24 protein-coding genes and 1 pseudogene are annotated in these 24178 nt (G+C 41.9%); 7 read left to right on the forward strand and 18 right to left on the reverse strand.

The window, feature by feature from the left end; translation table 11 throughout:
* Position 1 precedes the first annotated feature (1 nt).
* From BJI48_RS01280 to groES, 5 genes and pseudogenes are all read right to left on the reverse strand, one after another.
* Entirely contained in the window at positions 2–961 is a 960-nt protein-coding gene (locus BJI48_RS01280; protein ID WP_095331014.1) for a linear amide C-N hydrolase, read from the reverse strand.
* Positions 961–2550, reverse strand: coding sequence for an MFS transporter (locus BJI48_RS01285; protein ID WP_095331016.1), 1590 nt, complete (start codon positions 2548–2550; stop codon positions 961–963). Before BJI48_RS01285 ends, BJI48_RS01280 begins: the two co-directional genes overlap by 1 nt.
* A gap of 161 nt (positions 2551–2711) precedes the next feature.
* A complete protein-coding gene (locus tag BJI48_RS01290) occupies positions 2712–3785 on the reverse strand; it encodes an NAD(P)-dependent alcohol dehydrogenase (RefSeq protein ID WP_219350118.1) in 1074 nt (357 codons plus the stop codon).
* A gap of 295 nt (positions 3786–4080) precedes the next feature.
* Positions 4081–5724: a chaperonin GroEL gene (gene groL, locus BJI48_RS01295; RefSeq protein WP_095331020.1), complete on the reverse strand. Its 1644-nt coding sequence runs from the start codon at positions 5722–5724 to the stop codon at positions 4081–4083.
* Positions 5725–5763: 39 nt separating this feature from the next.
* A pseudogene (gene groES / locus BJI48_RS01300) lies at positions 5764–6033 on the reverse strand (co-chaperone GroES); the annotation flags it as partial.
* A gap of 257 nt (positions 6034–6290) precedes the next feature.
* Between groES and dnaG the strand changes: the two are divergent.
* Together dnaG and BJI48_RS01310 are read left to right on the forward strand one after the other, a co-directional pair.
* Complete coding sequence (dnaG, locus tag BJI48_RS01305) at positions 6291–7946, forward strand: DNA primase (protein ID WP_095331024.1); 1656 nt, start codon at positions 6291–6293, stop codon at positions 7944–7946.
* Positions 7943–8992 carry an argininosuccinate synthase domain-containing protein gene (locus tag BJI48_RS01310; protein WP_095331026.1) on the forward strand — a complete coding sequence of 350 codons (1050 nt, stop codon included), beginning with the start codon at positions 7943–7945 and terminating at the stop codon, positions 8990–8992. The genes dnaG and BJI48_RS01310 overlap by 4 nt, the downstream gene beginning before the upstream one ends.
* A 570-nt stretch (positions 8993–9562) precedes the next feature.
* Here the strand turns inward: BJI48_RS01310 and hisH are convergent.
* Entirely contained in the window at positions 9563–10177 is a 615-nt protein-coding gene (gene hisH, locus BJI48_RS01315; RefSeq protein WP_095331090.1) for an imidazole glycerol phosphate synthase subunit HisH, read from the reverse strand.
* Between the two features lie 72 nt (positions 10178–10249).
* Between hisH and BJI48_RS01320 the strand changes: the two genes are divergently transcribed.
* The 3 genes from BJI48_RS01320 to BJI48_RS09385 all read left to right on the forward strand — a co-directional run bounded on the left by BJI48_RS01320 (position 10250) and on the right by BJI48_RS09385 (position 12995).
* A complete protein-coding gene (locus tag BJI48_RS01320) occupies positions 10250–10921 on the forward strand; it encodes a response regulator transcription factor (protein WP_095331092.1) in 672 nt (223 codons plus the stop codon).
* Entirely contained in the window at positions 10908–12119 is a 1212-nt protein-coding gene (locus tag BJI48_RS01325) for a HAMP domain-containing sensor histidine kinase (RefSeq protein WP_180763006.1), read from the forward strand. The genes BJI48_RS01320 and BJI48_RS01325 overlap by 14 nt, the downstream gene beginning before the upstream one ends.
* A 705-nt stretch (positions 12120–12824) precedes the next feature.
* Entirely contained in the window at positions 12825–12995 is a 171-nt protein-coding gene (locus BJI48_RS09385) for a hypothetical protein (protein ID WP_180763007.1), read from the forward strand.
* Here the strand turns inward: BJI48_RS09385 and BJI48_RS01330 are convergent.
* On the reverse strand, positions 12970–14907 hold the full coding sequence (locus BJI48_RS01330; RefSeq protein ID WP_095331030.1) for an acetate--CoA ligase family protein: 1938 nt from the start codon (positions 14905–14907) through the stop codon (positions 12970–12972). The two genes, BJI48_RS09385 and BJI48_RS01330, sit on opposite strands and share 26 nt — an antisense overlap.
* 149 nt (positions 14908–15056) lie before the next feature.
* Here BJI48_RS01330 and BJI48_RS01335 point away from each other — a divergent pair, with 149 nt between their 5' ends.
* Both BJI48_RS01335 and BJI48_RS01340 read left to right on the forward strand, forming a co-directional pair.
* Positions 15057–15881 carry a DUF5718 family protein gene (locus tag BJI48_RS01335; protein WP_095331032.1) on the forward strand — a complete coding sequence of 275 codons (825 nt, stop codon included), beginning with the start codon at positions 15057–15059 and terminating at the stop codon, positions 15879–15881.
* A gap of 25 nt (positions 15882–15906) precedes the next feature.
* Positions 15907–16113, forward strand: coding sequence for a hypothetical protein (locus BJI48_RS01340; protein ID WP_143428748.1), 207 nt, complete (start codon positions 15907–15909; stop codon positions 16111–16113).
* Between the two features lie 173 nt (positions 16114–16286).
* Here the strand turns inward: BJI48_RS01340 and BJI48_RS01345 are convergent, their stop codons facing one another.
* Genes BJI48_RS01345 through BJI48_RS01395 form a run of 11 tightly spaced genes read right to left on the reverse strand, consistent with a single transcriptional unit; the run spans position 16287 to position 23870 of the window.
* Positions 16287–16604, reverse strand: a complete 318-nt coding sequence (locus BJI48_RS01345; protein ID WP_095331036.1) for a multidrug/spermidine efflux SMR transporter subunit MdtI — start codon at positions 16602–16604, stop codon at positions 16287–16289.
* On the reverse strand, positions 16601–16957 hold the full coding sequence (locus BJI48_RS01350; RefSeq protein WP_095331038.1) for a multidrug efflux SMR transporter: 357 nt from the start codon (positions 16955–16957) through the stop codon (positions 16601–16603). The genes BJI48_RS01345 and BJI48_RS01350 overlap by 4 nt, the downstream gene beginning before the upstream one ends.
* Complete coding sequence (lgt, locus tag BJI48_RS01355) at positions 16950–17801, reverse strand: prolipoprotein diacylglyceryl transferase (protein ID WP_095331040.1); 852 nt, start codon at positions 17799–17801, stop codon at positions 16950–16952. Before lgt ends, BJI48_RS01350 begins: the two co-directional genes overlap by 8 nt.
* A 9-nt stretch (positions 17802–17810) precedes the next feature.
* Complete coding sequence (locus BJI48_RS01360; protein ID WP_143428749.1) at positions 17811–18137, reverse strand: hypothetical protein; 327 nt, start codon at positions 18135–18137, stop codon at positions 17811–17813.
* The gene (locus tag BJI48_RS01365; RefSeq protein ID WP_143428750.1) at positions 18137–18580 is read right to left on the reverse strand and encodes a hypothetical protein; all 444 of its coding nucleotides are present in this window, start codon (positions 18578–18580) and stop codon (positions 18137–18139) included. Before BJI48_RS01365 ends, BJI48_RS01360 begins: the two co-directional genes overlap by 1 nt.
* Positions 18543–19262 (reverse strand): RluA family pseudouridine synthase, encoded by a 720-nt coding sequence (locus BJI48_RS01370; RefSeq protein ID WP_095331046.1) that lies wholly within the window; start codon positions 19260–19262, stop codon positions 18543–18545. The genes BJI48_RS01365 and BJI48_RS01370 overlap by 38 nt, the downstream gene beginning before the upstream one ends.
* A complete protein-coding gene (gene waaA / locus BJI48_RS01375) occupies positions 19255–20460 on the reverse strand; it encodes a lipid IV(A) 3-deoxy-D-manno-octulosonic acid transferase (RefSeq protein WP_095331048.1) in 1206 nt (401 codons plus the stop codon). The genes BJI48_RS01370 and waaA overlap by 8 nt, the downstream gene beginning before the upstream one ends.
* Positions 20460–21179, reverse strand: a complete 720-nt coding sequence (locus tag BJI48_RS01380) for a zinc ribbon domain-containing protein (protein ID WP_095331050.1) — start codon at positions 21177–21179, stop codon at positions 20460–20462. Before BJI48_RS01380 ends, waaA begins: the two co-directional genes overlap by 1 nt.
* Positions 21180–21188: 9 nt before the next feature.
* The gene (locus tag BJI48_RS01385; protein WP_095331095.1) at positions 21189–21935 is read right to left on the reverse strand and encodes a Nif3-like dinuclear metal center hexameric protein; all 747 of its coding nucleotides are present in this window, start codon (positions 21933–21935) and stop codon (positions 21189–21191) included.
* Positions 21936–21992: 57 nt separating this feature from the next.
* Entirely contained in the window at positions 21993–22898 is a 906-nt protein-coding gene (gene glyQ, locus BJI48_RS01390; protein WP_095331052.1) for a glycine--tRNA ligase subunit alpha, read from the reverse strand.
* Between the two features lie 36 nt (positions 22899–22934).
* Positions 22935–23870 carry an NAD(P)H-dependent glycerol-3-phosphate dehydrogenase gene (locus BJI48_RS01395; RefSeq protein ID WP_095331055.1) on the reverse strand — a complete coding sequence of 312 codons (936 nt, stop codon included), beginning with the start codon at positions 23868–23870 and terminating at the stop codon, positions 22935–22937.
* Positions 23871–24178: the final 308 nt, after the last annotated feature.

The raw sequence follows: 24178 nt of genomic DNA on the forward strand, positions 1-24178 counted from the left end.
TTTAGCTCATCGTTTTGAGGATTTTTGGTTCTTCTAACTCCAAAAAATCCTCCAAATCAAAGCAAATCACATCAAACTCACGATAATAGTTGAGATAATATTTGCGTGCGACATTATCCATCATTGCGCTGTATTGCGTGATTTCTAGGGCTTCTTCTTCGCCGATTTTTTCACTAACACTGCCAAAAGGGATGTCAAATTGGTGTAAGATTCTTAGTGCCTGCCTTATGCCCTCCTCGCTACTCTCAAATACCGGCGAAGCGCTCAGAAAAAAGCTCGCACGCACAAAGCGAGATGCTGGGGTAAAATCCCCCGGCAAGCCCATACTCCCGCTCCCTTGCCCAAATGGAAAAATATCTTTGAAAATACTATCTTTTTGGTTATTTGTTTTGAGGTGGGCATAGTTGGCAAGATTTTTGATATGCCAAGGGAAATCTGGGGCGTTAGTCATCACACGGATCGGGCTTTCATAGATTTGAAGTCCTGTGGCAGTAGGCTCGATGACTAAAAACCCGCCTTTGCTATCAAACAATGCAATATGCAGGGGCAAAACCTTGCCAGTGTCCTCAAAGGCAATCGCAACCATCTCGACATTTTCTGCTATCGCCTTGGCTTCCTTGCAATCTTTGGCATTCCCCAAAAGGTAGGGAAGCAAATCTTGCGGGGCAAAAGAAAGCTCTTTTTGGGGCGTTTGGGGATAGCAAGCGAGATGAGGGAAAAGATTCACACTGCCAGAAAGCCCGGTTTCATTCACCCCATCACAGAGAGCATATAGCCCATAATGGCTACTCCCAACCATTGCGTATTTGTTTTTGATAGCCATATTTTGGGCGTTACTCACGCAAAATCCTCGTGGCAAACTCAGCGTTACAAAATGTTCATAACTCCCAGGTGTTGGGCTTTCCATCGTCCTAGCGCTAACAAATCCTTGTTTGGTTTCTAAACTAAAAGCGGTACACATTATTTTTCTCCTTCTGTTCTGGTAGTGGGGATATGCCTGGTGCCAAAGAGGGCGAGCAAGGATATGAGGGCTGATAAAAGCATTGTGAGGCGAGAAACCAAAAGCCGATCGTGAATGTATTGTTCCTTAAGAATGCTCTGGTCGTTCTCTGGGAGTTGTGCGTTCATTTGGTCAAATTTATCATTACTCGTAAAGGCAAATTTGGTTTGGGCGACATATTCTTTGGAGGTTTGTGAAACATCGAGCTTTTGGACGGATTTTTCATACACCACCGGCTGGATAAAGGTCAAAAACATCCCTAAAATCGAGATAATAAGGGCTTCGCCAATATTTCTAGTCGTCGCTTGGATACCCCCGCTTTGCTCGGCATCTTTTTTATTGAGCGAATTAGCCACCACGCTATCAGCTTGGGAGGTGAGTATCCCCATCGCTGCCCCCAAAAATGCCAAACCAAAATAAATAGCCACATTCACGCCATTTTCTTGCATACCCCCAGCAATGAGTAAAAATCCAACGATAAAAGACATATATGCCATACGCACAGCAAAGCGTCGATTGATATTAGGGAACAATCTCGGGATGGCTACGGAGAACAAAATCATCATTATGGAGGTCGGGAGGACGGCTACACCGGTTTGCCCCGCACTAAAATGCGCCACGAGCATAAAAAACGGATTGATGGAGATAATAATCGCCCCAAGCCCGCCAAATACCATCGCACAGCCATAAAGACCATTGCGCACGGCAGGGTTTTGATAAAAGCTTCGTGGCAACAAAGCTTGGCCATATTTGTCCTCAATACGCTTTTCGATGGGGATAAGGATAGCCAAAAGCACCAAACCTGCGCCAATACAAAACAAAACCGGCGAAATGCCAAAGATTTCAAATGGCGCTTTGATAGGCTCGATAAGCCCCCAAATCGAGATTTTATTGATTCCAATGACAAACAAAAAAAGCCCGAGCGAAGCGATGATGGTCCCTAAAAAATCAAATCGCACTTTTTTGCCCGCACCCGAAGTATCCGGGATAAAAATACTCATAAAAAGCAAAATGAGAAAATAAACGCCCAAAATACCAAAAGCAACACGGAAGCCAAAAAAGTCAATGATATAACCACCAGCGACCATCCCAAAAATCTTGGCAATCCCCGTGGCTGTGCCGATGAAACCAAAAGCGATGGCACGATCTTTTTTTTGGTAAATCGCTGCGATAAGCCCTAGCACGCTCGGGATAAGCAAGGATGCCCCCAAACCAACCAAAACACGCCCGCCCCAGATAAACAACGTGATATTTGGGGAGAATGCAAGGATAAATTCCCCAGTAGCGGCCAAAATCACGCCGATTCTGAATGTATTTTTTAACCCCAGCGTGATAGCCAACAACCCGCCGGCAATCATAAAAGAAGCCGCAATTAACGAATAAATCGAATTGGCTAGCGAAATATCGGAGATATTGGCATTGAGGCTTTGGATAATCGCCCGCGCCCCGATGGCTAAGAAATTATTGTCCGCACTCGTGCCAAATTGACCCATCATCAAAATAATAAGAGGCAAAATGAGAAAAGTTTGCTTGGAATTTATTTTATTCATCAAAAGTTCCTTTAATTTTGGTTTCTTTTGATTATATGAATTTTATAAATATTGATGAAAGATTATTTAGGCAATATAAAATTAAATTCCCTATTTTTTACAAAAAGTTACATAATAGTTGAAATTTGAGTAATTTTAGGACAAAAACTGAGTAAAAATACTCAGTTTGCACGCTTCATATCGATAACATAGCGGAATTTGGCTTTTCCAGTGGTGAGATTTTCATAAGCGGTATCAATGTCTTGAGGGGTGATAAGCTCTGTTTCAGGATAGATTTTATTTTGCAATGAAAAATCAAGCATTTCTTGGGTCTCCTTGATACCGCCAATGAGTGAGCCATAGACCTTGCGATTAGCATTATAGACAAGCTGAGAAATTGGAATCTTTGGCACAACAGCACTGGGTGGCAACCCCACGATAGCAAGCTCCCCGTCATAGGCAAGTAGCTTGATGTAAGCTAACACGTCATAGGATTCTGGGATGGTTGAGATAATGAGATCAAACCTTTCTTTAGGCGTATCTGTAGAGGTGTAAAAGCTTTTTGCCCCCATAGTAAAGGCAGCTTGCTTTTTGTTTTCATTTCTTGCAAAAACTGCGACATCCCCACCCATCGCCACAGCGTATTTCACCGCCATACTACCCAAACCGCCAAACCCGGCTACAGCGACCTTTGTGCCTTTTTTCACGCCTGAAAATCTTAAAGGGGCATATGTCGTGATTCCCGCACACAACAAAGGAGCGACCTTTTCTAATGGCGCATTTTGCGGGACTTTGATAGCAAAATTTTCACTCACGACAATATTGTCAGAATATCCGCCATAATGGGGTTCATTATCGTGAAAATAATCCAAACAATTGTAGGTAAAAACGGTTTTGCCATTTTCACAGAATTGCTCTTGACTCTTTTTGCACGCCTCACATTCCCCGCAAGAATTTACCATACAGCCGATACCGGCGTAATCGCCAACCTTGAATTTACTCACCTCTGCGCCTATTGCCACCACACGCCCAGCGATTTCGTGTCCTGGCACCATCGGGTAAATCCCCTCGCGCCATTCACTGCGTGCGCTATGGATATCGCTATGACAAATGCCTGCATAAAGGATTTCGACCAAGATGTCATTTGCCCCAACAGGGTGGCGACTGAAAGCAAAAGGCTCGAATTTGCCATCTTTTGAATGTACGGCATAGCCTTTTGCGGGGATTCTTTGGTGGGTGTTTGTGGGTGTTTGCATAGAACTTCCTTTGTTTTGGTTTGAGTGATTATAAAACCAAAACATAATCCAAGTAATAACAAAACATTCTCAAGGGAATTTGAGAAACATCTTTATAATTAGACAAAAAAGTTTTTACAATCAAAAGTTTTACAATGGATTACTCACAGATTTGAGAAAAATAAGCAATAAAACTAAAAGGTTTTTATGGGGTTTAAGAGTTTGAAGCCCTCCAAACCGCATAAAAGGCAGTCTGAAAGGGGTAGAAAAATTTTTTATAAAAGACTATAGCAAGGCAAAGGTGGTAAGGCGGGGCTTACATCATACCGCCCATTCCCCCCATACCTCCCATCCCGCCCATATCTGGCATACCAGGAGCAGGTTTGTCTTCTTTGATCTCATTGATGGTCGCTTCTGTGGTGAGCAACAAGCTAGACACAGATACCGCATTTTGAAGTGCTACTCTAGCGACTTTGAGCGGATCGATGATACCGACTTTAAACATATCGACATACTCACCATTGCTAGCGTTGAACCCAAAAGATTCTTTGTTTTTTTCCACTTCATTTACCACCACACCCGCATCATAGCCAGCATTTGAGGCGATTTGTGCCAGCGGGGCTTTGATAGCACGTTTGATGATTTCATAGCCGATAAGTTCATCATCGCTAAGCTTGAGCTCGACTTTTTGGGCTGCACGGATGAGCGCTGCACCCCCGCCAATGACAATACCCTCTTCCACCGCTGCTTTTGTCGCAGAAAGGGCGTCATCAACGCGGTCTTTTTTCTCTTTCATTTCGACTTCAGACGCCGCACCGACTTTGATAACAGCAACCCCACCGCTAAGCTTAGCTAGCCTTTCTTGGAGTTTTTCTCTGTCATAATCACTCGTTGTAGCTTCAATTTGGGTTTTGATCTGGGCGATCCTGTCTTTGACATCATTGCTATTGCCCTTGCCATCGACGATAGTGGTGTTATCTTTGTCGATCACAATCCTAGCCGCCTGCCCCAAATCGCTTATTTCAGCATTTTCAAGTGTTTTGCCAAGCTCTTCTGAGATCACTTGACCACCTGTTAAAATCGCAATGTCTTTAAGCATTTCTTTTCTTCTATCGCCAAATCCAGGGGCTTTGACCGCTGCGACATTAAGCACGCCTCTGAGTTTATTGACGACCAATGTTGTGAGCGCCTCACCTTCGATATCTTCAGCGATGATAAGCAATGGTTTGCCACCTTTCATTGTCGCTTCAAGCAAAGGTAAAATATCTTTCATACTTGAAATTTTTTTGTCTGTCAAAAGGATATAGGCATTTTCAAGCTGGGTGGTCATTTTCTCAGGATTGGTTACAAAATAAGGCGAAAGATAACCCCTATCAAACTGCATACCCTCAACCACGCTAAGTTCGTCATTGATACCTTTCGCTTCTTCGACGGTGATCACGCCATCTTTGCCTACTTTTTCCATTGCTTCAGCGATGAGTGCGCCAATTTTTTCATCAGAATTAGCAGAAATCGTCGCAACCTGTGCGATTTCATCCTTGCCACCGACTTTTTTGCTTGCTTTTTTGAGTTCAGCGATGATAGCCTCGCTCGCTTTATCCATCCCTCTTTTGACTTCGATAGGATTGGCACCTGCAGTGATATTTCGCAAGCCCTCTTTGAAAATACTATAAGCCAAAACGGTCGCTGTTGTTGTCCCATCACCTGCTGCATCAGCGGTTTTGCTCGCTACTTCTTTGACAAGCTGTGCGCCCATATTAGCGATAGGGTCAGCAAGCTCGATTTCTTTGGCGACACTCACACCATCTTTTGTGATCGCAGGGGCGCCATAGCTTTTTTGGATTAGCACATTGCGACCTCTAGGTCCCATTGTTACTTTGACAGCGTCGCTGAGTTGCTTTACGCCTTCAAAAAGTTTGTTCCTTGCAGCATCTGAAAATTTGATTTCTTTACTAGCCATTTTTTACTCCTTATATGATGTTTTTATTTTATTTTATTTACTCAAAACGCCTAGAACGTCTTCAAGATCAAGAACAATATACTCTTTGCCATCGAGTTTGATTTCGCTACCTTTGTATTTTCCAAAAACGACGGTATCGCCCTCACTCACGCATTTGCACTCATCACTAATCTTTTTGCTAAGGGCTTTTATCACACCCATCAATGGCTTTTCTTTTGCATTATCAGGGATGATGATCCCAGAGCTTGTTTTGTTTTCTTCTTCGAGTCTTTCGACCAAGATTCTTTCACCAAGTGGTTTGAACTTCATTTTTGTCTCCTTGTTTTCAAGTTTAATTTATCTGAAAAATTAGCACTTAAAAAATTTAAGTGCCATAATTATAATGGATTTTATTAAACAAGTCAATATGCTTATGATAAATGTATCAAAATATATTAGTCATATAGACTAAATATTAATATAATGATATTGCATAACTTTTCAGATTTTTGGCATTATGCCGTTTGGTTTAAGAGTTAAGGATAATAATTTTCGATAAAATAAAATCAAAAAATACAAGGGAAAAAATGATCACGCAAGCCTCGATTGAGGGCTTAAAACAAGTCATTGACATCGTTGATGTGGTTGCTTCATACATTGATTTGAAGCGTGTTGGGAGCAATTTTGTCGCCTGTTGCCCCTTTCACGATGAAAAAACGCCCAGCTTTGTTGTCAATCGCACCAAAGGGCTTTATCATTGCTATGGTTGCGGGGTGGGTGGCGATGCGATCGCATTCGTGATGGAGTATGAAAAAATCAATTTCGCTGAGGCGATCGAAAAAATCGCTGATATATTTAATTTTTCCCTTGAATACGAAAAAAACTCCGTATCCAAAAAAGATGATTCCAAGCTTTTAGAGACAATTTCACGATTTTATCAAAGGCGCTTGATGGAGTCGCCACCTTATAAGGATTATCTCTTGCAAAGAGGCGTGGGGCTGGGCTTTATTGAAAAGTTTGGATTAGGATTTTGCGGTCCTAGCTTTGAGACAGCAAGATTTGTGGAAGAAAATGGGCTAGACAAGCAAGAATTGATCGCCTTAGGCGTGCTTGGCGAGGACAATGCACGCATTTATGCGCGGTTTGCAGAACGCATTATGTTTCCCATCCATTCGCCCAATGGCAAGGTCGTAGGCTTTGGGGGCAGGACGCTCAAAGAGGGGTTGGCAAAATACATCAACTCCCCACAAACCAAGCAATTCAGCAAGTCAAAACTGCTTTATGGCTACCATCTTGCCAAAGAACATATCTATAAATACAATCAAATCATCGTTGTTGAGGGGTATTTGGATGTCATTATGCTCCATCAAGCCGGCTTCAATACCGCTGTGGCGACACTCGGAACAGCGCTCAATCGCGACCATCTCCCATTGCTTGCCAAAGGCAATCCCAAGATTATCCTCAGCTACGATGGGGACAAAGCCGGTATCAACGCGGCATTCAAAGCCTCGATGTTGCTTGCCAAAGAAAGTAAAGCAGGTGGTGTGGTGATATTTGATGGGGGGCTTGACCCTGCCGATATGGTCGTGAGAAAAAAAACCGATGAACTTGAGGCACTATTTTCTTCACCCGTCCCTTTTATCGAGTTTGCATTCCGCCAAATCGCCAAAAAATACGATCTTAGCGATCCGCTTCAAAAAGAAAGTGCGCTCAAAGAGAGTGCGGGATTTTTGCACGAGCTTTCCCCAATACTCCAAGAAGAATACCGCAATTTTGTCGCAGAGATTTTAAAAATCCCTTTGAATCTCATTGCCCCAAAATACCAAGGGAGTGCAAAAATCTATCCCAAAAACCCCGCGATGAATCTCCCGCAAAGCAACTCGCCTGACAAACTTGAAAGCCTCATCATCAAATACATTTTAGAAGATAGAGCGTTACTTGATATGGCGATCGAATATATCGATGTGCGGGCATTTCGCCATAGAGCCAAAGAATTTGACGCCCTTTGTCGGGGGGATTTTGCAAACCCCGCACTCATTGGTATCGCCATTGATGAGGGGCTTTTGTTGCGCGAGGGCGGGTTTAGAGATGAATTAAAATTGTTGGTTTTGAAGCATTATCAAAATCGCCTCGAAAATGTAAGCAAAAACGTTGATCTGAGCTTTGAAGAAAGAAGCTTCCAAATCCGAAAAATCAAAAACGCCATCATCAAACTAAGACAAGGAGAATTGATACCCATATGAAAAAAGCATTGGCATTATTTAGTGGCGGGCTAGATAGTATGATCAGTATGAAACTACTCAAAGATCAGGGTATTGAGGTCATTGCCCTGCATTTTAACATCGGATTTGGTGGTAATCGCGACAAGCTTGAATACCTCAAAAACGCCACCGCCCAAGTCGGCGTAGAGCTTCAGGTATGCGATATCAGGAAGCAGTTTTTTGATGAGGTGCTTTTTGAGCCAAAATACGGCTATGGTAGGTTTTTCAACCCCTGTATCGACTGCCACGCCAATATGTTTAAAAACGCATTTTATAAGCTTTTGGAATTAAAAGCAGATTTTGTCATCAGTGGAGAGGTCATCGGGCAACGCCCCAAAAGCCAGCGCAGAGAAGCACTCGATCAAGTCAGGAAGCTCGTTAGAGAGATCGGGAGCGATAGCGCTTTTGATACGATCTTGAGCCGAGACACAGAGGATTCTAGCAAGCCCAAATATCTTGATGAGCTGGTGTTAAGACCAATGAGTGCGAAGCTTTTAGAGCCTACATTTCCCGAAAAAGCCCTCTGGGTGGATAGAGAAAAATTGCTAGATGTCAGTGGCAGGGGCAGAAGCACCCAGCTAGAAATGCTCAAAAATTTTGGCTGGAAATATTATGAAAACCCTGGTGGGGGCTGTTTGCTCACCGATACAAGCGTGAGTTTGAAACTCAAAGACTTAAGCAGTCATCGAAAAATGGTGATTGAAGATAGTGCGATGGTAAAAGTCGGGCGTTATCTCGTGCTAAAAGATGGCGCAAGGTGCGTGATAGCAAGAAATGAAGATGAAAATCACAAAATCGCTGCGCCACACCCCTTGATGGATAAAATCGAGTTGCTTGAATGCAATGGCCCTGTTGGCTTGGTAGAATCTCAAGCCAGCGATGCGGACAAAGTGCTAGCTGGGCGGATTGTGCTCGGTTATGGCAAAAGTCAAAAAAATCAAAGCTACCGCGTGCGTATCGGGGAAAAGGAACTGGCTTTAGAGCCGTATGACAGGGAAGAAGCGAGGGAATTTTTATTTTTAAAATAATTTATTTTCCAAAGGTTTTGGTTCATTATGTTTTACTCGATTCGGGTTAAAGCCCGAATCTGAAGACCATTCCAAGAGGCAAAGCCTCTTTCCATTCCTAAAGTAACCATCTCACACCCAGCCAGAGGCTGTGCGTTCGAGATAGGTTTCTAAGGTTTTCATTATGTTTTACTCGGTTTGTTTCACAAACCTGAAGACCACTGCGCAAGATGTAAAATCTTGCTTCGCTCCTAAAGTTATTTTACCCGCCCACCCGATTTATTCCCAGCTTCGCTGGTCATCAACCCGTTTTCTAAGGTTTTTATTATGTTGGACTCAATTCAATTTTTGCAAACTGAACCTGAAAAATATTGAAATACTTTAAATATATTTTTATTTTTCAGACAATATACAACACAACCAAATTTATTTTTTTAAAAATAAACCAAAAACCCCGCAAAATCCACAAAAAGTAAAATATTATTTTTCGATAAAGCCAAGAAATTGTTTTTTGATGGAGCAAAATCTAGCAAAATCCGGTGCGTTATCCTTGCAAAATTCTCCCATAAAAACTATATTTTTCACTATTTTTTAAAGATTGGCAAAATTTTTTAGGATTTTTAGCCCCTCATTATGGGATTTTTCAGGGTGAGGTTGGATACCCAATATATTGTTTTTCGCCACAATCGCTGGGAAAGTATCCTCATAAACACAGCTCGCAAGGATCGTGCGTGCGTCATCACAACGGGCGTGATAGCTATGGACAAAATAAAGATAAGTTTGATTTTGGATATTTTTTAACAAAGGGTGTTCGCTAGCATTTTCAGAGAAATGGCATTGATTCCAGCCCATATGGGGGACTTTGAGATGGGGGGTTTGAAACCTCACCACTTCCCCAGCAATCAGCCCTAACCCCTTGTGTTCGCCAAATTCCTCGCTTTTGTCAAAAAGCAGTTGCATCCCCAGACAAATCCCAAGGATATACCGCCCACTTTGGGCAAATGCCAGCACGGCTTCTTTCATCCCCGTGCTTTCAAGGTTTTTCATCGCATCGCCAAATGCCCCCACACCGGGCAAAATGAGCTTATCGCATTCTAACAACTTCGATGGATCTGTTTGGATCTGAGTCTTTATACCAATAGTTTCAAAGGCATTCTGCACGCTCGCAAGATTCCCCATATCATAATTCACAATACCGATTCGCATCATTTCACTTCTTGAATTTTTGAGGTATTATAACCCAAATGAAACCAGAAATGAACTTCAATGGGGTTTGAAATGGCTTATAAAATCCTTTTATTAGAAGATGATGTGTTACTTTCTGAAATCCTTTTGGAATTTTTGAGCGAACATCATTTTGAGGTTTGGCATTGTGAAAATGCCACTGAAGCACTCGATATGGGGTATGAAAATCACTTTGATCTTTATCTTTTTGATGTGATGGTGCCACAAGGGGATGGTTTTGAGGCGTTAAAGACACTTCGAGAAGCGGGCAAACTCGCCCCAGCAATCTTTATCACATCGCTTGCCAAACTCAAAGATCTCGAGCTTGGCTACCAAAGTGGCTGTGATGATTATATCCGCAAACCTTTTGAGCTTGCCGAGCTTTTGTTACGTATCCAGACACTTTTGAAAAGAAATTTTGCTCACACCAACAAGGATTTTGAAGATTTTGGCAATGGGGTGCGGTTTGATTTGGTGAGCAAAACCATTTATCGCGATGAAGAATTGGTTTTTTTGCCCAAAAAAGAAATCGAGCTTTTGAGTATCTTGCTACAAAAACCCAATCAATTCATCTCCCAGCAAGAAATCTTTGAAAGATTGTGGGATTTTCACCAAGAGCCTAGCGAGATGAGCTTGCGTGTGTATATCAAAAACCTACGCGCACTAATTGGGAAAGACAAGATCATCAATCAGAGAGGAAATGGTTACTGCTATGTCAAACACTGAAGAAAAATCCGTTATTATCAAGATTCTCGCACTCTATCTTTTGACGACGGCGATTTTTTTGAGCATACTTTTTGGGCTTTATTATGACAGGGGCTATGGCTTGATTATCCACGAAAAAGCCAACGACTTGCGCGAAGACTTCGTAGCCATCAACCGAGTCATCGATAAATACGGCAAATTCGATACCGCCACCTTAGAAGAAATCAAAACCCTAAACCTCAACACGGATTTTATGATTAGCGATAAACAAGGCAATGTCTTATACAATCATTTAGACCTGCCAAAGCCATCAAAAAAGCTCAAAAAAAATGGGATTTATGTCTCCAAAGGCTATATTGTGATTGATTTTGGCTCATTCAAGCACCACAAACACCACAAAAAAATCTCTCCCATCCCGCCATCTTTTGGCTATAAAATCGTGATGAAAGGGGATGCCATCACCCCTGAGATTTGGGGACTCCGAGTCAAAACAGCCGGATTTTTATTGCTCTGTCTTTTAGGGGTGGGACTTATCGCTTATTTTTTACTCAAACTCTCGCTCAAACCACTCCAAGACAAAATAACCTTTCTTGATCGCTTTATCAAAGATACCACACACGAAATCAATACGCCTGTAAGCGTTATTTTGATGAGTATTGAAAGGCTAAATCCGCAAAACATTCCTGGTGATGACTTCAAAAAAATCAATCGTATCCATATCGCTGCTAAAACCATCGCGAGTATCTATCAAAATTTGGTTTTGCATAGCTTTTCGCCAAATACTGGGCAAAAAAACCCTATCAATATCCAAGAGATTCTTGAACAACGGCTTGAGTTTTTTACACCTTTGTTTGCACACAAAAACCTAAAAATCCAGACCTTTTTGCATCCCGCTACTATCGAGGCAAACAAAGATGGTGTCGGCTGTATTATCGATAATCTCTTGAGTAATGCGGTCAAATACAACAAAAAAGGCGGGGAAATCACCATCAGGCTAGAACCGCACTGCCTGAGTATCCAAGATAGCGGGTGCGGTATGAGCGAAGCAGAAGTGCATAAAATTTTTGAACGCTATGCCCGATGTAACCCATCTCAAGGGGGGTTTGGTATCGGTCTTTCGCTTGTTGGCGAGCTATGCAAACATTATGGTATCGAGATAAAATGCCAAAGCGAAATAGGCAAAGGGAGTGCGTTTTTATTGCGATGGCAAAAGGCTTGATGTAAAAACTTGATGTAAAGGCTTGGATATATTGCTTGGTATGATAAAAAATGCGTTAGATTGCATTGGAGCGGGGTTGATGAGAAGCGTTAGCGTGAAATAAATCAGGCGGGGGTTAGAATAATTTAGGAATAGAGCAAGATTAAGTGTCTTGCGGAATGGTCTTCAGATTCGGGCTTTAACCCGAATCGAGTAAAACATAATGAGCGGGTCTTCAGGTTGGCAGAGCCAACCGAGCAAGCAAAATAAAAACCTATAAAACTTATCTCCAATATTCAAGCTTGCTTGAATATGAGATGATTACTTTAGGAGCGAAGCAGAGCTTTGCTCTGCGTAGCGGTCTTCAGATTCAGTTTTTCAAAACTGAATCGAGTAAAAATAATGAAAGTTTGGTTTTTCCATAGTAATATCGCTAGTAATTTTTTCTTATACCAGCTAGAAAGGGACTAGGGGGGCTTAGAATTGCGAAGACCGCCCCCCTAAGCCCCTTTAAAACCCCTACCCCCGTCACGCCCCCTTAGTAATTCCAGATGACAGGGCGTAGATTGCTTGGTTTGAAAGTGGTTTAAAATTGAAAACCTTATAAAACGGGTTGATGACCAGCGGTAGCTGGGAATAACCCTGTTCTTTAGGAGCGAACACCGATTTAATCGGTGGGAGCGGTCTTCAGATTCAGTTTGCAAAAACTGAATCGATTAAAAAATAATGAAAACCTTAGAAATCTATCTCCAATATTCAAGCTTGCTTGAATATGAGATGGTTACTTTAGGAGCGAAGCAGAGCTTTGCTCTGCGTAGCGGTCTTCAGATTCAGTTTTTCAAAACTGAATCGAGTAGGCATAATGAAGACTTCATAAAAACGACGTGGCTTCGGTGATACTCGAACAAAACAAGATATTGTTTTTTCTGCAAAATGCTTTGGCTTCCTCGACCATCTCCCCGCCAATGAGAATCGGGACAACTTTGTGTTTGTAGGCATTTTGCTTGAGGATTTGCACGCTACCGAGCGGGTCGGTCATATCTTGGGGGGTGATAAGCATATAGATAAAACCAATCCCCTCAAATGTATCGATAATATCAAGTGTGATTTTGTAGCGATCAGCGAGGGCATCCCCGATGATGTCGATAGGGTTGTTGTGCGACCAGTGTTGGGGCAAAACAGCATTGAGAGCGTCCAAATCACTTGGGGTGAGTGTATAGAGCGCTTTGCCCTTAGAGACAATCGCATCGGTTAGCACCGTGCCAGGACCCCCCGCATTGGTGATGATAGCGATTTTATCGCTGTTTTTAAATGATGGTTTCAAAATGAGTGCCTCGATATTATCAAGCACATTCACACCCAAACTCTCCATCAACCCCGCAAACATTTCATAATTCCCGCTCAGATTGCCCGTATGCGAAAACGCTGCTTTGGCAGCTTCCTCACTCTTGCCTGATTTGAAAAGAAAAATAGGCTTTTGGCAATTGCGGATAGCCTCTAATAGCGCCTTGCCCTTGCTGATCCCCTCCAGATAGAGCGAAATGCTTTTGCAATGGGGGTCATCTTGGAGCATTGCAATCAAATCCGAACTTTCCAAATCGATCGCATTACCGGTGCTAAAGATATGTGAAAAGCCGATTCCAAGCGTATTGGCAGTATCCATCAAACCAGCAAGCACCGCACCCGATTGTGAGATAAACGCCAAATCCCCGCTTTTAAGATTGCCTGTCCCAAAGGTGAGATTAAGCTTCAAAGCGTCGTTAAAATACCCCAGACAATTTGGCCCTAGCACATTGAAATGGTGTTCTTTAGCAAGCTTGCCAATCTCTTGCTCCTCTGCTTCCCTGCCACTTTCTTTGAAACCCGCTGTGATGACGATGAGATTTTTCAAGTTTTTCTTCACCAGATCTTTGATCGTAGGGATAACACATTTTGCCGGGATAGCCAGCACCGCCGTATCGATGTCGCCCTCTATTTCTTCGATACTTTTAAACAAGGGCTTGCCCAAAAGCTCGCCCCCTTTTTGATTGATGAAAAACAACTCCCCTGCAAAACCGATGGCATTTTTTGCCACCACATAGCCGGCTTTGGTTTTATCCGTGCTTGCCCCGATGATAGCAATGCGTTGATTACTCAAAAAATTCGGGCGTTCGAGCGTTGGGGTGCTTGGGGTGCTAGAGGGCGCTTTTTTGATACGGGCATCGACAGCGATGAGACCATTTTGCGTGAGTTTGAGAGGATTGATGTCAAGCTCTTTGATATCAGGATTGTCTTTGATGAGGTTTTGGACCTTTTTGATGAGCGCAACCACCTCGCTTATTGCGTGCTTGCTCCCGCGGTAACCCTCAAAAAGTTTGGAGATTTTAGTCGTTTTGAATGCGCGCAATATTTCATCTTCTTTGGCTTCAGAATCAATATAACAAATGTCTTTATAAAGCTCGAGATAAACCCCACCTTTTCCAAAAAGTATCACATTTCCAAATGTATTATCCTCAATAGAACCCACATATAATTCTTCTCCATTGAGCATTTGTGTAATTATGAAACAATCTTTTTCATCCAGAGGAATCTTGTGAATTTCTTGGATAGTCTGCTTCATTTTCTCTCGGGCAATTTGAAGCTCTTCGTTGGAATTAAGATTCAGCACAACCCCGCCCACATCGCTTTTGTGAATGATTTTGGGGGATTGGATTTTTAGCACCGCAGGAAAGAAATCCACACAAATAGGTTCATCCATTCCAACAACCCGATACAGGGGCGTTGGAATGCCATATTTTTTAAGCCATTCATAAAGTTCGCTTTCTGTCATTATTTCTCCTTGAAAATTTGTTTTGTATGTGTATATTATAGATTAAGTTTTACGTTTCTTCGATGAGTTTGCAAGAGTTTGAAATTTTTTATCAAAATTTATTTTTAATTGGAGTATGATTTCCATCAAAAATTTTAAGGAAAAAAATAATGAAAGAATATTTAGGGTTTGGCGTTGCCGGAAATTTTGCCAATCATCTAGAGCAAGCGGGGGAGTCTAGCGATTTTGCCGATATTATCGGGGAAGAAAAAGACGCTCCCAAAGGGATTTTTCCTTTTTATATCCCAAGCAGTGCGACGCCTTTGGGTAGGTATTGTATCAATAATCACGCCATTGTTTTGCCCAAAGATAGCACTTTCAATGTCCAAGCAGAGCCAGAAGTTGGCTTGGAATGCGAACTAAAATACGAGGATGGCAAAGTAACCCAGGTGATTCCAAGATATTTTATGGCATTTAATGACGCTTCGGTGAGGAATGACAAAAATGCCACCAAGCTTTCACAGAAAAAAAACTTTTCAGAAGGCTCAAAGGCAATGGGAAAAAAAATCCCCATTGATTCGTTTGCACCTGGCGGAATCTGTGATGATTATTCCATCGCTTCTTTTTTGATTTGCGATAATGAGGTTCATATGTATGGCGAAAATAGCGAACTCACCGGCTATAGTTATTTTTATCAAAAACTTATCGATTGGATAAAATCCAAGCTCAACACCCAAAAAGAATTTTCTGTTTTGGAGGATTTGGGTGCGGTGCTCAAAGAGGCCAATTATCCCACAAAAATCATCATCGCCATCGGGGCGACACGCTACACACATTTTGCTGAGAAGAGATTTTTGAAAAAAGGTGATGTCATCGCTATTGTCGTGTATAACCACAAAACCTATACGCTTCAAAATATCAAAGAAATCATCTCGAATGCGTGTATCCCATCGGATCTCAAAGACATTTCTATTATCAGGCAAGAGGTTGTTTAATCATTATAAAAAACAAGAGGTAAAAATGAATCTAAAAACATTAAAAGAAGAATTTTACGCATTGATTGAAGAGATTGAAGAAAATATCAGTTATCAGAAATATAAAGTTGAACAACTCAATTCTGTAGAAGAATTGCTTGAAATAGCGACTTATCTGAGAACAGATGTTCCTAGACAGCTTGAGGATGTATTTTTTAATATGGAATCAAAAATCATTGAGGATTGGAACTAGATCCTTAAAACGTTTGACTTTCATACCAAACAAGAACGGCTAAAGCCCAATAATTCTTGGGAACATCTATAAAATTTGTTAGAGGGGAGATTCCCTCTAAATCGATAGTTTTTGATAGGATTTATGGGTTGGTAACAACTGCGATTTCCCCAGTAACGCACGCAAAAATGCCCTCAAAATAGTGTCAATAAAACAACCGAACCCAACACAAAAACAACGCCGATATAGCCAATCACATTCAAGCGCTCACCAAAAAACACATAACCTCCCAAAATCGTCCCAATAATGCCAATAGCGCCCCACACCGAGTAAGCCACACTCAAGGGGATTTCTTTTATCGCAAATGAAAGCGAGACAAATGCACCCAACACCAAAATAATGCAAGCGAGACCATAGGCTTTTTTCTTGAAACCATCGGATTTTTTTAACATCAGATTCCCCAAGACATCAAGAACAGCAGCCAAGATCACAAAAGCAAAATAAGCATTCATTTTTTCTCCGATTCTTTTTTCTCGCCTAGATTGATTAGGATAATCCCGATAATGCCGAGGGCGATGCCTAGTTTTTGATAAAAATTTGGCACTTCATCAAACACTACGATCCCAAAACCCACAATCAAGACCAATCCCAGCACCTCCCACATCGCATAAGCCGTGCCTATGGGAATCGTGCGCACACAAAGTCCCATAAAATAATACGAAAGGATGATAAAAACTCCCATCATCACATAGCCCACCAGCGGCGAAAACGCTTTGAGCGATAAGGTTGCGATCACTTCTGCGGCAATAGCGATAACCAAAAATACCCACGCTTTGAGTTGTCCTTCTCGAGGCTGATTAGACATTTTTTTGACCTTTTTGTTTTTTGATATAAAACAACAAACCCAAAGACACGCCCATCATCACAACGCTTAGGATTTGCCCCATACTCAAGCCAAATATATAATGACCCATTTGCGGGTCGCTCTCTCGCCAAAATTCTGCGACAAAGCGCATAAATGCATAAGAAATCCCATACACGACGATAAGCATCCCTTGAGTTTTTAGCATTTTTTTGGCAATCATCACGATGATAAACACAACGATTCCCTCCAAAAATGCCTCAATCAACTGGCTAGGGTATCGCAAAACCCCACCAACAAGAATGCCAATTTTCTGCCCCCACACCGCATCTGCTGGGACAGGACGCCCATAAAGTTCTTGATTTAAAAAATTGCCGATTCGCCCAAAAACATAGCCCAATGGCACACTGATGGCAACCAAATCCATATAAAGCAAAAAGTTTTGGTGTTTTTTGTAAGCAAAAAGGATCGAAGCGACCAAAAAGCCTACCAATGCCCCGTGATAGCTCATCCCTCGGATACCCACAAAATCACCCTGTGCGTCAAATGGATTAAAAATCTGCCACGGATGGGTAAAATAATACAAACTATGGGGATCATAGATGGCGATATAGCCTATCCTCGCACCCAAAATCACACCGATTTCAACCCAAATAAAATAACTTTCAAGGTTTTTGTTACTGATAGGGAAGCGTTTGGGGTCTTTTTTTATCACACGTTTTGCCATATAAAGGGCAACCAACAAAGAAAGCACATACGCAATGCCATACCAATGCACCGAGATCCCAAAGATCTCAAAGGCAACGGGGTTGAATGCGCTATAGATTTGATTCCACTGGCTATACATTTTGAATCCTTATTCGCTTTTGATACAGACTTCAAATTTATCGATGAGTTCGAGCGTCTTAAACAATTGGAGCAATTTTACATCATTGGTGGCGATTTTGACATCAATAGAATCATTTTCCTTGAGTTTCAAGAGGTAGCCAATTGTATAGGAATTGATAGGATAAACATCCACAAAAAACAAAAAAAGGGTTTTGTCAGTCTTTTTGGCAAGCTCCGTGATAGCCGGCTGCATTTTTTCTCTAAATTCTAAAAAATCCTCATAAGTCTTGAGTTTTCCGCTGAATCGGATAAACATTTGATTTTGTTCGGTTTCTGAAATGCTAAGTGTCATCATCACCCTACCAGAGATATTTTTTCATAAGCTATCTTCCCTATACGCCCATAAGAATGGCTTTCACAAAGATATTTTATTATTTTTTTGCCATTGCCACCAAAAAAGTTTTGTGGTTGCTTTACCTGCGGTTGTTTGGTCTGCAAATTTTTTGTTTGATAGCAAGGCTCATAAGAGATAATAATCTCAAGACGCTTCTTTTGATGGGAGAATGCGAGCTGGATTTTTTGCGGGCTTCTTTTTGCCCTGCCTGCAAAAATATCATCTTTTGATAGATTGCACACAGCGTGTTCAACGATATTTGCAAGGATTTCAAATAAGACAATATGCATATCGTGATGTCTAGTCGGAATAAAAACAGGGAGCTTATAAAGTAGCTTGTCAATGGCGTGCAAATCTGCCCCCACACTAAAGAAAATCATCGCTGGCTTTGGCGATAAATTCATACCCTAGCAAAGCGATTTTATGGGCGTGCAACATCAAGCGCTTCGCATTTGAACCCCCATAGAGGCTATCGCCTACGATGGGATGACCGATACTTTGGAGATGGACGCGGATTTGATGGGTGCGCCCGGTTTTGATGATGATTTCAAGCAAGGTTTTTTTGCCGATGATTTTTAAGGGCTTAATCAATGTTGTTGCATTCAAGCCATCTTTAGAAATCTTGCTTTTAGCGTGCGTGCCTTTGAACGTAAGAATAGGCTTGTTGATCTCGCAAGCCTCTGCGATGATCCCATCGGTGATAGCTTGATATTCTTTATACACCGCTTGTTTTTTGAATGCCATTTTGGCTTGGATATGAAAGGGGCTGTTTTCAATCACGAGCAAGATCACCCCGCTGGTTTCTTTATCGAGGCGGTGGAGTAAAACCCACGGCGCAAACATCTTCGCAAGGGCATAACTCTCCACAAAGGGCGGTTTATTAATAGCAAGAATATTTTCATCTTCAAAGATGATTTGGGGTTTGGTAATAGGTGCGATGTCAAAAATAGAATTTTTAGCCAACTCCGCCCTTGCGATGGTGATTTTTTTGCCATTAACGCTGATACGCCCATCATCGATGAGGGATTTGGCTTTTTTATGCGAAATTTTTTCTTGGAGGCTTAGGAGCTTATAGGCTTTATCCATTCGATTCCTCCGTGATTTTGGCAATGAGAGCACTAAGCTTGTTTTCTTGATCTTTTATCAAGGCGTGGGGCAAAGATGTGAAATCTAAAAGCGTATCTTTGAGCGTGTTTTCATCGACCATCACATACCCCTCGACGGCTTCAAACAAAGCATTTTGATTAAAAATATGCGGTCCAGTGATGAGCTTGGTCCCAAAAAATGCCGGCTCGAGGGGATTATGCCCGCCAACTTTGGCAAAAGACCCGCCCAAAATAACCACATCTGCGATGGCATAAAGATTATTGAGTTCGCCTAAGGTATCAACAAGGAGCACATCGCCGTTTTGAGAAAATCCGACTTGGGAAAAAACCTCGTAGGTATAGGGTGAGGGGAGCATTTTTTTGATGATTCTTTCGACTTCATTGAAACGTTCGGGGTGTCTGGGGGCGATGAGTAGCGCACAATCTGGCAGGGATTTTTTGAGATTCAAAAATGCTTCTAAAATCAATGCCTCCTCGCCATAATGCGTGCTTGCTGCGAGGATAAGGGTGTGCTGTGGCTTTTGATAATCGGTAGTTTTTGTCGGCTTGCAGAGGATTTTTAGATTGCCAAATACTTCGATATTTTTCGCCCCCAGACTTTGCAATCTCTTTTCATCAGCATTTTGCTGGGCAAGCACCTCATCGATTTGCCCAAAAATCTTTTTATAAAACCAAGCAAATTTCTTATAACGACCCCAAGAACGTGATGAGATACGGGAATTAATCAGCAACGTTTTTGCACCAACATTTTTGGCAGTCTTAAAAAGCAAAAACCACAGCTCCGCTTCGGTAACTACAAGCGTTTGGAGGGATTGGAGTTTTTTTGCCCAAAATGGGATAAAAATCTCAAAAGGTAAAAATTTGATTTCAATATGGGGATAGTCGTGATAGGTTTTACTTGCAAGCTCGAAGCCCGTCTGTGTGATAAGAGTCAGCAAAATCGGTCTTTGCGGGGCTTGCTTGATGATGGCTTTGATGATGGGTTCAAGCGATTTTATCTCACCATAAGAACAGGCGTGAAACCAAAAATGCGGGCAAGAATGCAGAGAAAAATTTTTGAGAAAAAATCGCGCCGGGATCGAGCGCTTGTGTTTGGATCGAAAAAGAGTGAAAAATAATAATGGAACAGAAATAATATAAAGGAATAAAAATGCTAAATAATATACCACTGCAAACATCAAACCGCTTTAACCGCTTCCTCAATGTAAAGGATTCTGCCACAATGCGGGCAGGTGATGATGTCATTGCTTTGAATGATTTCGGCATACACGCGGTCATTGATCCTGATAAAGCACCCCCCGCAGGCTTGCTTCCTCACAGGGACAACGCTAGCATTTTTCGCCCATTTCCTGACTTTTTCATAAAAACTAATAAGCTTTTGATCCATCGTTATGATGAGTTTTTGCTTTTTGGCAAAGATTTTGTGTTGTTGGTCTTTGATGACTTCGATGTCTTTGCTGACTTTTTCCTCTAGCCCAGAAATAGTGCTTTCAAGCTCAGCGATCGCGGTTTTGATCGAACTTTGGAGTTCTGTTTTGTGCTGGAGTGCCGTTTCAAGCCTCTGGATTTCTTGATTAGCTTGCATAGATTGTTCTTTTGCGATTTCTTCTTCGACATTCAAGGCTTTGAGTTCTCGTTCAGATCGAACTTCAGAGATTTTTTTATAGATATTTTCAAGCTTAGCGCTCACATCAGCTAAGACTTGTTCATTTCTTGCAATCTGGAGTTTGATGTCTTTTTTGTCTTCTTCAAGATCAAGCGATTCGGCTTGCTTTGCCTCTTTAGAACGGATCGCCTTATCAAGCTCGCTCCTTTTTTGCTCAATTTGTGGCTCTAAGCTGTCAATCTCTTTATCAAGATTTGATATTGCAATGAGTTGTTGGAGGTGTTTATTCATTTTTTATCCTTATAGATATGCGAATGGATTTTTAGAATCTTTTATTATAGCCTGATAACCCTTAGTTTTCAAAATAGATTCCATAATTTGACTAAAAAATCTTTCACTTTGGTAATGCCCAACGTCGATGAGACTGATGTCGCGCGACTTTGCGATCATCCCATCGTGATATTTGATATCCCCGGTTATCAAGCAGGCATTTTTACCCAATGGGTTTTCATACAAATGCGAAGCCCCCGCACCACAGACCACAGAGACAAAGTCGATTTTATCGCTACTTTGAACGCATTTGATGGGGTTATGAGAGGGGATGGCTAGTTTTTGTTTGATATTTTCTACCAAAAGCCTAAAATCTATCGCTTCAATAGCGCCACTAAGCGCTATCCCATCAGCTTTTAGCCCGACAAAACCCAGCACATCTTTTGCAAAATACGCATTGAGATGTGTGGTGTCAAAATTCGTATGCAGCGCAATGAGCGAACAATTTTTCTCAATCAATATTTTGGCAATATTGGCAGGATAATCATCATAATAAAAGGTTTTTATGGGCTTAAAAAATAACGGGTGATGTGTGATGATGAGGCTTTGGGGTGCGATGGTATCAGCGATTTGTGCTGTGGCTTCCAAACACACATAAATTTCTTGGCAAATTTGGTTTTTATCCCCCAGATTAAGCCCGCTATTATCCCATTTTTCTTGGAGTTCAAAGGGCGAAATACTATTTAAAAATTCATAAATTTCAGAAACATTATGCATCATCTTTTCTCATATTTTTCGATATTTTTTTCTGCTAGGCTTTTTGCAAATATTTTTTCAAATTTCTCGGGCATTGAGCCTGTCTTCTCGTTGGCTTTCTTGCTCCTTATACAGCGTAGCACAGCCTTTGGCGATTTCTCGGATTTGAAGTATTTGATTTTGCCGTTGCGCTACAGAGATCGCTTTGCGTGCATCAAGTATATTAAAAAAATGCGAACTTAACATCGCAAAATCATACGCTGGCAGTGGCAAACCAGCGTCCAAACACCGCTTAGCCTCCTCTTGGGATTTTTCAAACATCTCAAAAATCATCTTCGTATCAGCGATTTCAAAATGGTATTTGCTAAATTCATACTCCGCTTCCAAATGCACATCAGCGTATCGGACACTTTCGCCATTAGGCTTTTTTGCCCACAAAATATCAAAAATAGACGTTACACCCTGAATATACATCGCCAAACGTTCCACGCCATAGGTGATTTCGACAGCGACAGGATCGCAGGCAATCCCGCCGACTTGCTGGAAATAAGTAAATTGCGTCACTTCCATCCCATCAAGCCAAACCTCCCAGCCAAGCCCCCAAGCCCCCAAAGTCGGCGATTCCCAATTGTCTTCGACAAAACGGATATCGTGTTCTTGGGTATTAAGCCCTAGAGCTTGGAGACTTTGGAGATAAAGCTCTTGGATATTATCCGGGCTGGGTTTGATGAGGACTTGAAACTGGTAGTAACTCCCCAAACGATTGGGATTTTCGCCATATCTCCCATCAGTGGGGCGACGTGAGGGGGCAACATACGCAGCACTCCAGGGCTTGCTATCGAGGCTTTTTAGCAATGTAGCTGGGTGAAATGTCCCCGCACCCGCTGGGATGTCATAAGGCTGGACGATAAGACAACCCTGATCTTTCCAAAACGTTTGTAGTTGCAACAAAATATCTGAAAAACTATGCTGATTTGCACCCATTAAAATTCCTTTGTTAAATTTTTATTTATATTTTACTCATCGTTTCATCAATGCCTGCATACTTTCTAAAGGGCTTTTGCCCTGAATAATGTCTTGAACCTCTGTGGCAATGGGCGTATAAATCCCCTCTCTCTGGGCGATTTGGGTGATGGCTTTGGAGGTTTTGATACCTTCAGCGACTTCACCGAGTTCATTTAAAATAGCTTCCAAAGACTTATTTTGTGCCAATCCCAAGCCCACGCGGTAGTTTCTTGAGAGCAAAGAACTTGCGGTCAAAAACAAATCCCCTGCCCCCGAAAGCCCTAAAAATGTCTGCTTTTTTGCTCCAAAATATTCCCCAAAACGACACATTTCCACAAGCCCACGTGCAAGAAGCGACGCTTTGGCATTTTGCCCTAGACCCAACCCATCGCAAATTCCCCCAGCTATGGCGATGACATTTTTATACGCCCCAGCGATCTCTCCACCAACAACATCGTCTTTGATATAGGGCTTGATAAAAGCAGGCATTGCATTGGCAAATGCCTCTGCAAGCCCCACATTGCGCGAATGGATAGCCAATGCGGTAGGCAAGCCTGAGCTGACTTCTTTAGCGAAGCTCGGGCCAGCGAGAAAACACAGATTTTCTTCAGAAACAAAATCTTTTGCAATCTCGCTCACAAAAGCTCCCGTGCCCTCTTCTATGCCTTTAGAAGCGATGAGGATTTTTGCGTTTTGATTTAAATGCGCGCTTGCAAACCAACCCTTGAGTGCCTGCACACTGATGGCGATAACAAAAAGTTCGCTATCAAGCCCCTCTTTAAGGCTGGTTTGCCTGATAGGGGGGCGTGCATTTTGCTTCAAGATGTCATTACAAGATGCCAATAACGCTGAAGTATCGCGCCGAGAAACGATACACACGTCATTTTTTTGTCCAAAAGCGAATGCCAGCGCTCTCCCCCACGCCCCGCCACCAAAAATTGTGATTTTCATTTTGCCCTCTATTTTGCTTTCTATTTATCTTTTTGGGTGATTAAAATGTTGTATTTTATCACAGAAATCAGCACCGATTTGCCAAGGATTCTCCCCGCTAAAATTTAGAAATATTTCAAACCAAGCAACCAGACTGCTCCCATAATTTTATAAACATAATAAAAATCCGTTTTGCAGACGCCCGCTACAACGCGGTGTTTTATAAAGATTGCTAAATCATTCTTTGGATACAATGTTGCCTTTATCATAATAAGGAGGATAAGAAAATGGATGCATTACAAGAACGCTTATTGGATATTTTGCTGGAA

The organism is Helicobacter sp. 11S02596-1 (assembly GCF_002272825.1).
In the GTDB taxonomy this organism is placed as follows: Bacteria; Campylobacterota; Campylobacteria; order Campylobacterales; family Helicobacteraceae; genus Helicobacter_J.

Bases quoted from the DNA above. Each gene is read 5' to 3' on its own strand.
- BJI48_RS01280 (WP_095331014.1), bottom strand. From the start codon at position 961: ATGTGTACCGCTTTTAGTTTAGAAACCAAACAAGGATTTGTTAGCGCT.
- BJI48_RS01285 (WP_095331016.1), bottom strand. From the start codon at position 2,550: ATGAATAAAATAAATTCCAAGCAAACTTTTCTCATTTTGCCTCTTATT.
- BJI48_RS01290 (WP_219350118.1), bottom strand. From the start codon at position 3,785: ATGCAAACACCCACAAACACCCACCAAAGAATCCCCGCAAAAGGCTAT.
- groL (WP_095331020.1), bottom strand. From the start codon at position 5,724: ATGGCTAGTAAAGAAATCAAATTTTCAGATGCTGCAAGGAACAAACTT.
- dnaG (WP_095331024.1), top strand. From the start codon at position 6,291: ATGATCACGCAAGCCTCGATTGAGGGCTTAAAACAAGTCATTGACATC.
- BJI48_RS01310 (WP_095331026.1), top strand. From the start codon at position 7,943: ATGAAAAAAGCATTGGCATTATTTAGTGGCGGGCTAGATAGTATGATC.
- hisH (WP_095331090.1), bottom strand. From the start codon at position 10,177: ATGCGAATCGGTATTGTGAATTATGATATGGGGAATCTTGCGAGCGTG.
- BJI48_RS01320 (WP_095331092.1), top strand. From the start codon at position 10,250: ATGGCTTATAAAATCCTTTTATTAGAAGATGATGTGTTACTTTCTGAA.
- BJI48_RS01325 (WP_180763006.1), top strand. From the start codon at position 10,908: ATGTCAAACACTGAAGAAAAATCCGTTATTATCAAGATTCTCGCACTC.
- BJI48_RS09385 (WP_180763007.1), top strand. From the start codon at position 12,825: ATGAAAACCTTAGAAATCTATCTCCAATATTCAAGCTTGCTTGAATAT.
- BJI48_RS01330 (WP_095331030.1), bottom strand. From the start codon at position 14,907: ATGACAGAAAGCGAACTTTATGAATGGCTTAAAAAATATGGCATTCCA.
- BJI48_RS01335 (WP_095331032.1), top strand. From the start codon at position 15,057: ATGAAAGAATATTTAGGGTTTGGCGTTGCCGGAAATTTTGCCAATCAT.
- BJI48_RS01340 (WP_143428748.1), top strand. From the start codon at position 15,907: ATGAATCTAAAAACATTAAAAGAAGAATTTTACGCATTGATTGAAGAG.
- BJI48_RS01345 (WP_095331036.1), bottom strand. From the start codon at position 16,604: ATGAATGCTTATTTTGCTTTTGTGATCTTGGCTGCTGTTCTTGATGTC.
- BJI48_RS01350 (WP_095331038.1), bottom strand. From the start codon at position 16,957: ATGTCTAATCAGCCTCGAGAAGGACAACTCAAAGCGTGGGTATTTTTG.
- lgt (WP_095331040.1), bottom strand. From the start codon at position 17,801: ATGTATAGCCAGTGGAATCAAATCTATAGCGCATTCAACCCCGTTGCC.
- BJI48_RS01360 (WP_143428749.1), bottom strand. From the start codon at position 18,137: ATGATGACACTTAGCATTTCAGAAACCGAACAAAATCAAATGTTTATC.
- BJI48_RS01365 (WP_143428750.1), bottom strand. From the start codon at position 18,580: ATGAATTTATCGCCAAAGCCAGCGATGATTTTCTTTAGTGTGGGGGCA.
- BJI48_RS01370 (WP_095331046.1), bottom strand. From the start codon at position 19,262: ATGGATAAAGCCTATAAGCTCCTAAGCCTCCAAGAAAAAATTTCGCAT.
- waaA (WP_095331048.1), bottom strand. From the start codon at position 20,460: ATGTTTGCAGTGGTATATTATTTAGCATTTTTATTCCTTTATATTATT.
- BJI48_RS01380 (WP_095331050.1), bottom strand. From the start codon at position 21,179: ATGAATAAACACCTCCAACAACTCATTGCAATATCAAATCTTGATAAA.
- BJI48_RS01385 (WP_095331095.1), bottom strand. From the start codon at position 21,935: ATGCATAATGTTTCTGAAATTTATGAATTTTTAAATAGTATTTCGCCC.
- glyQ (WP_095331052.1), bottom strand. From the start codon at position 22,898: ATGGGTGCAAATCAGCATAGTTTTTCAGATATTTTGTTGCAACTACAA.
- BJI48_RS01395 (WP_095331055.1), bottom strand. From the start codon at position 23,870: ATGAAAATCACAATTTTTGGTGGCGGGGCGTGGGGGAGAGCGCTGGCA.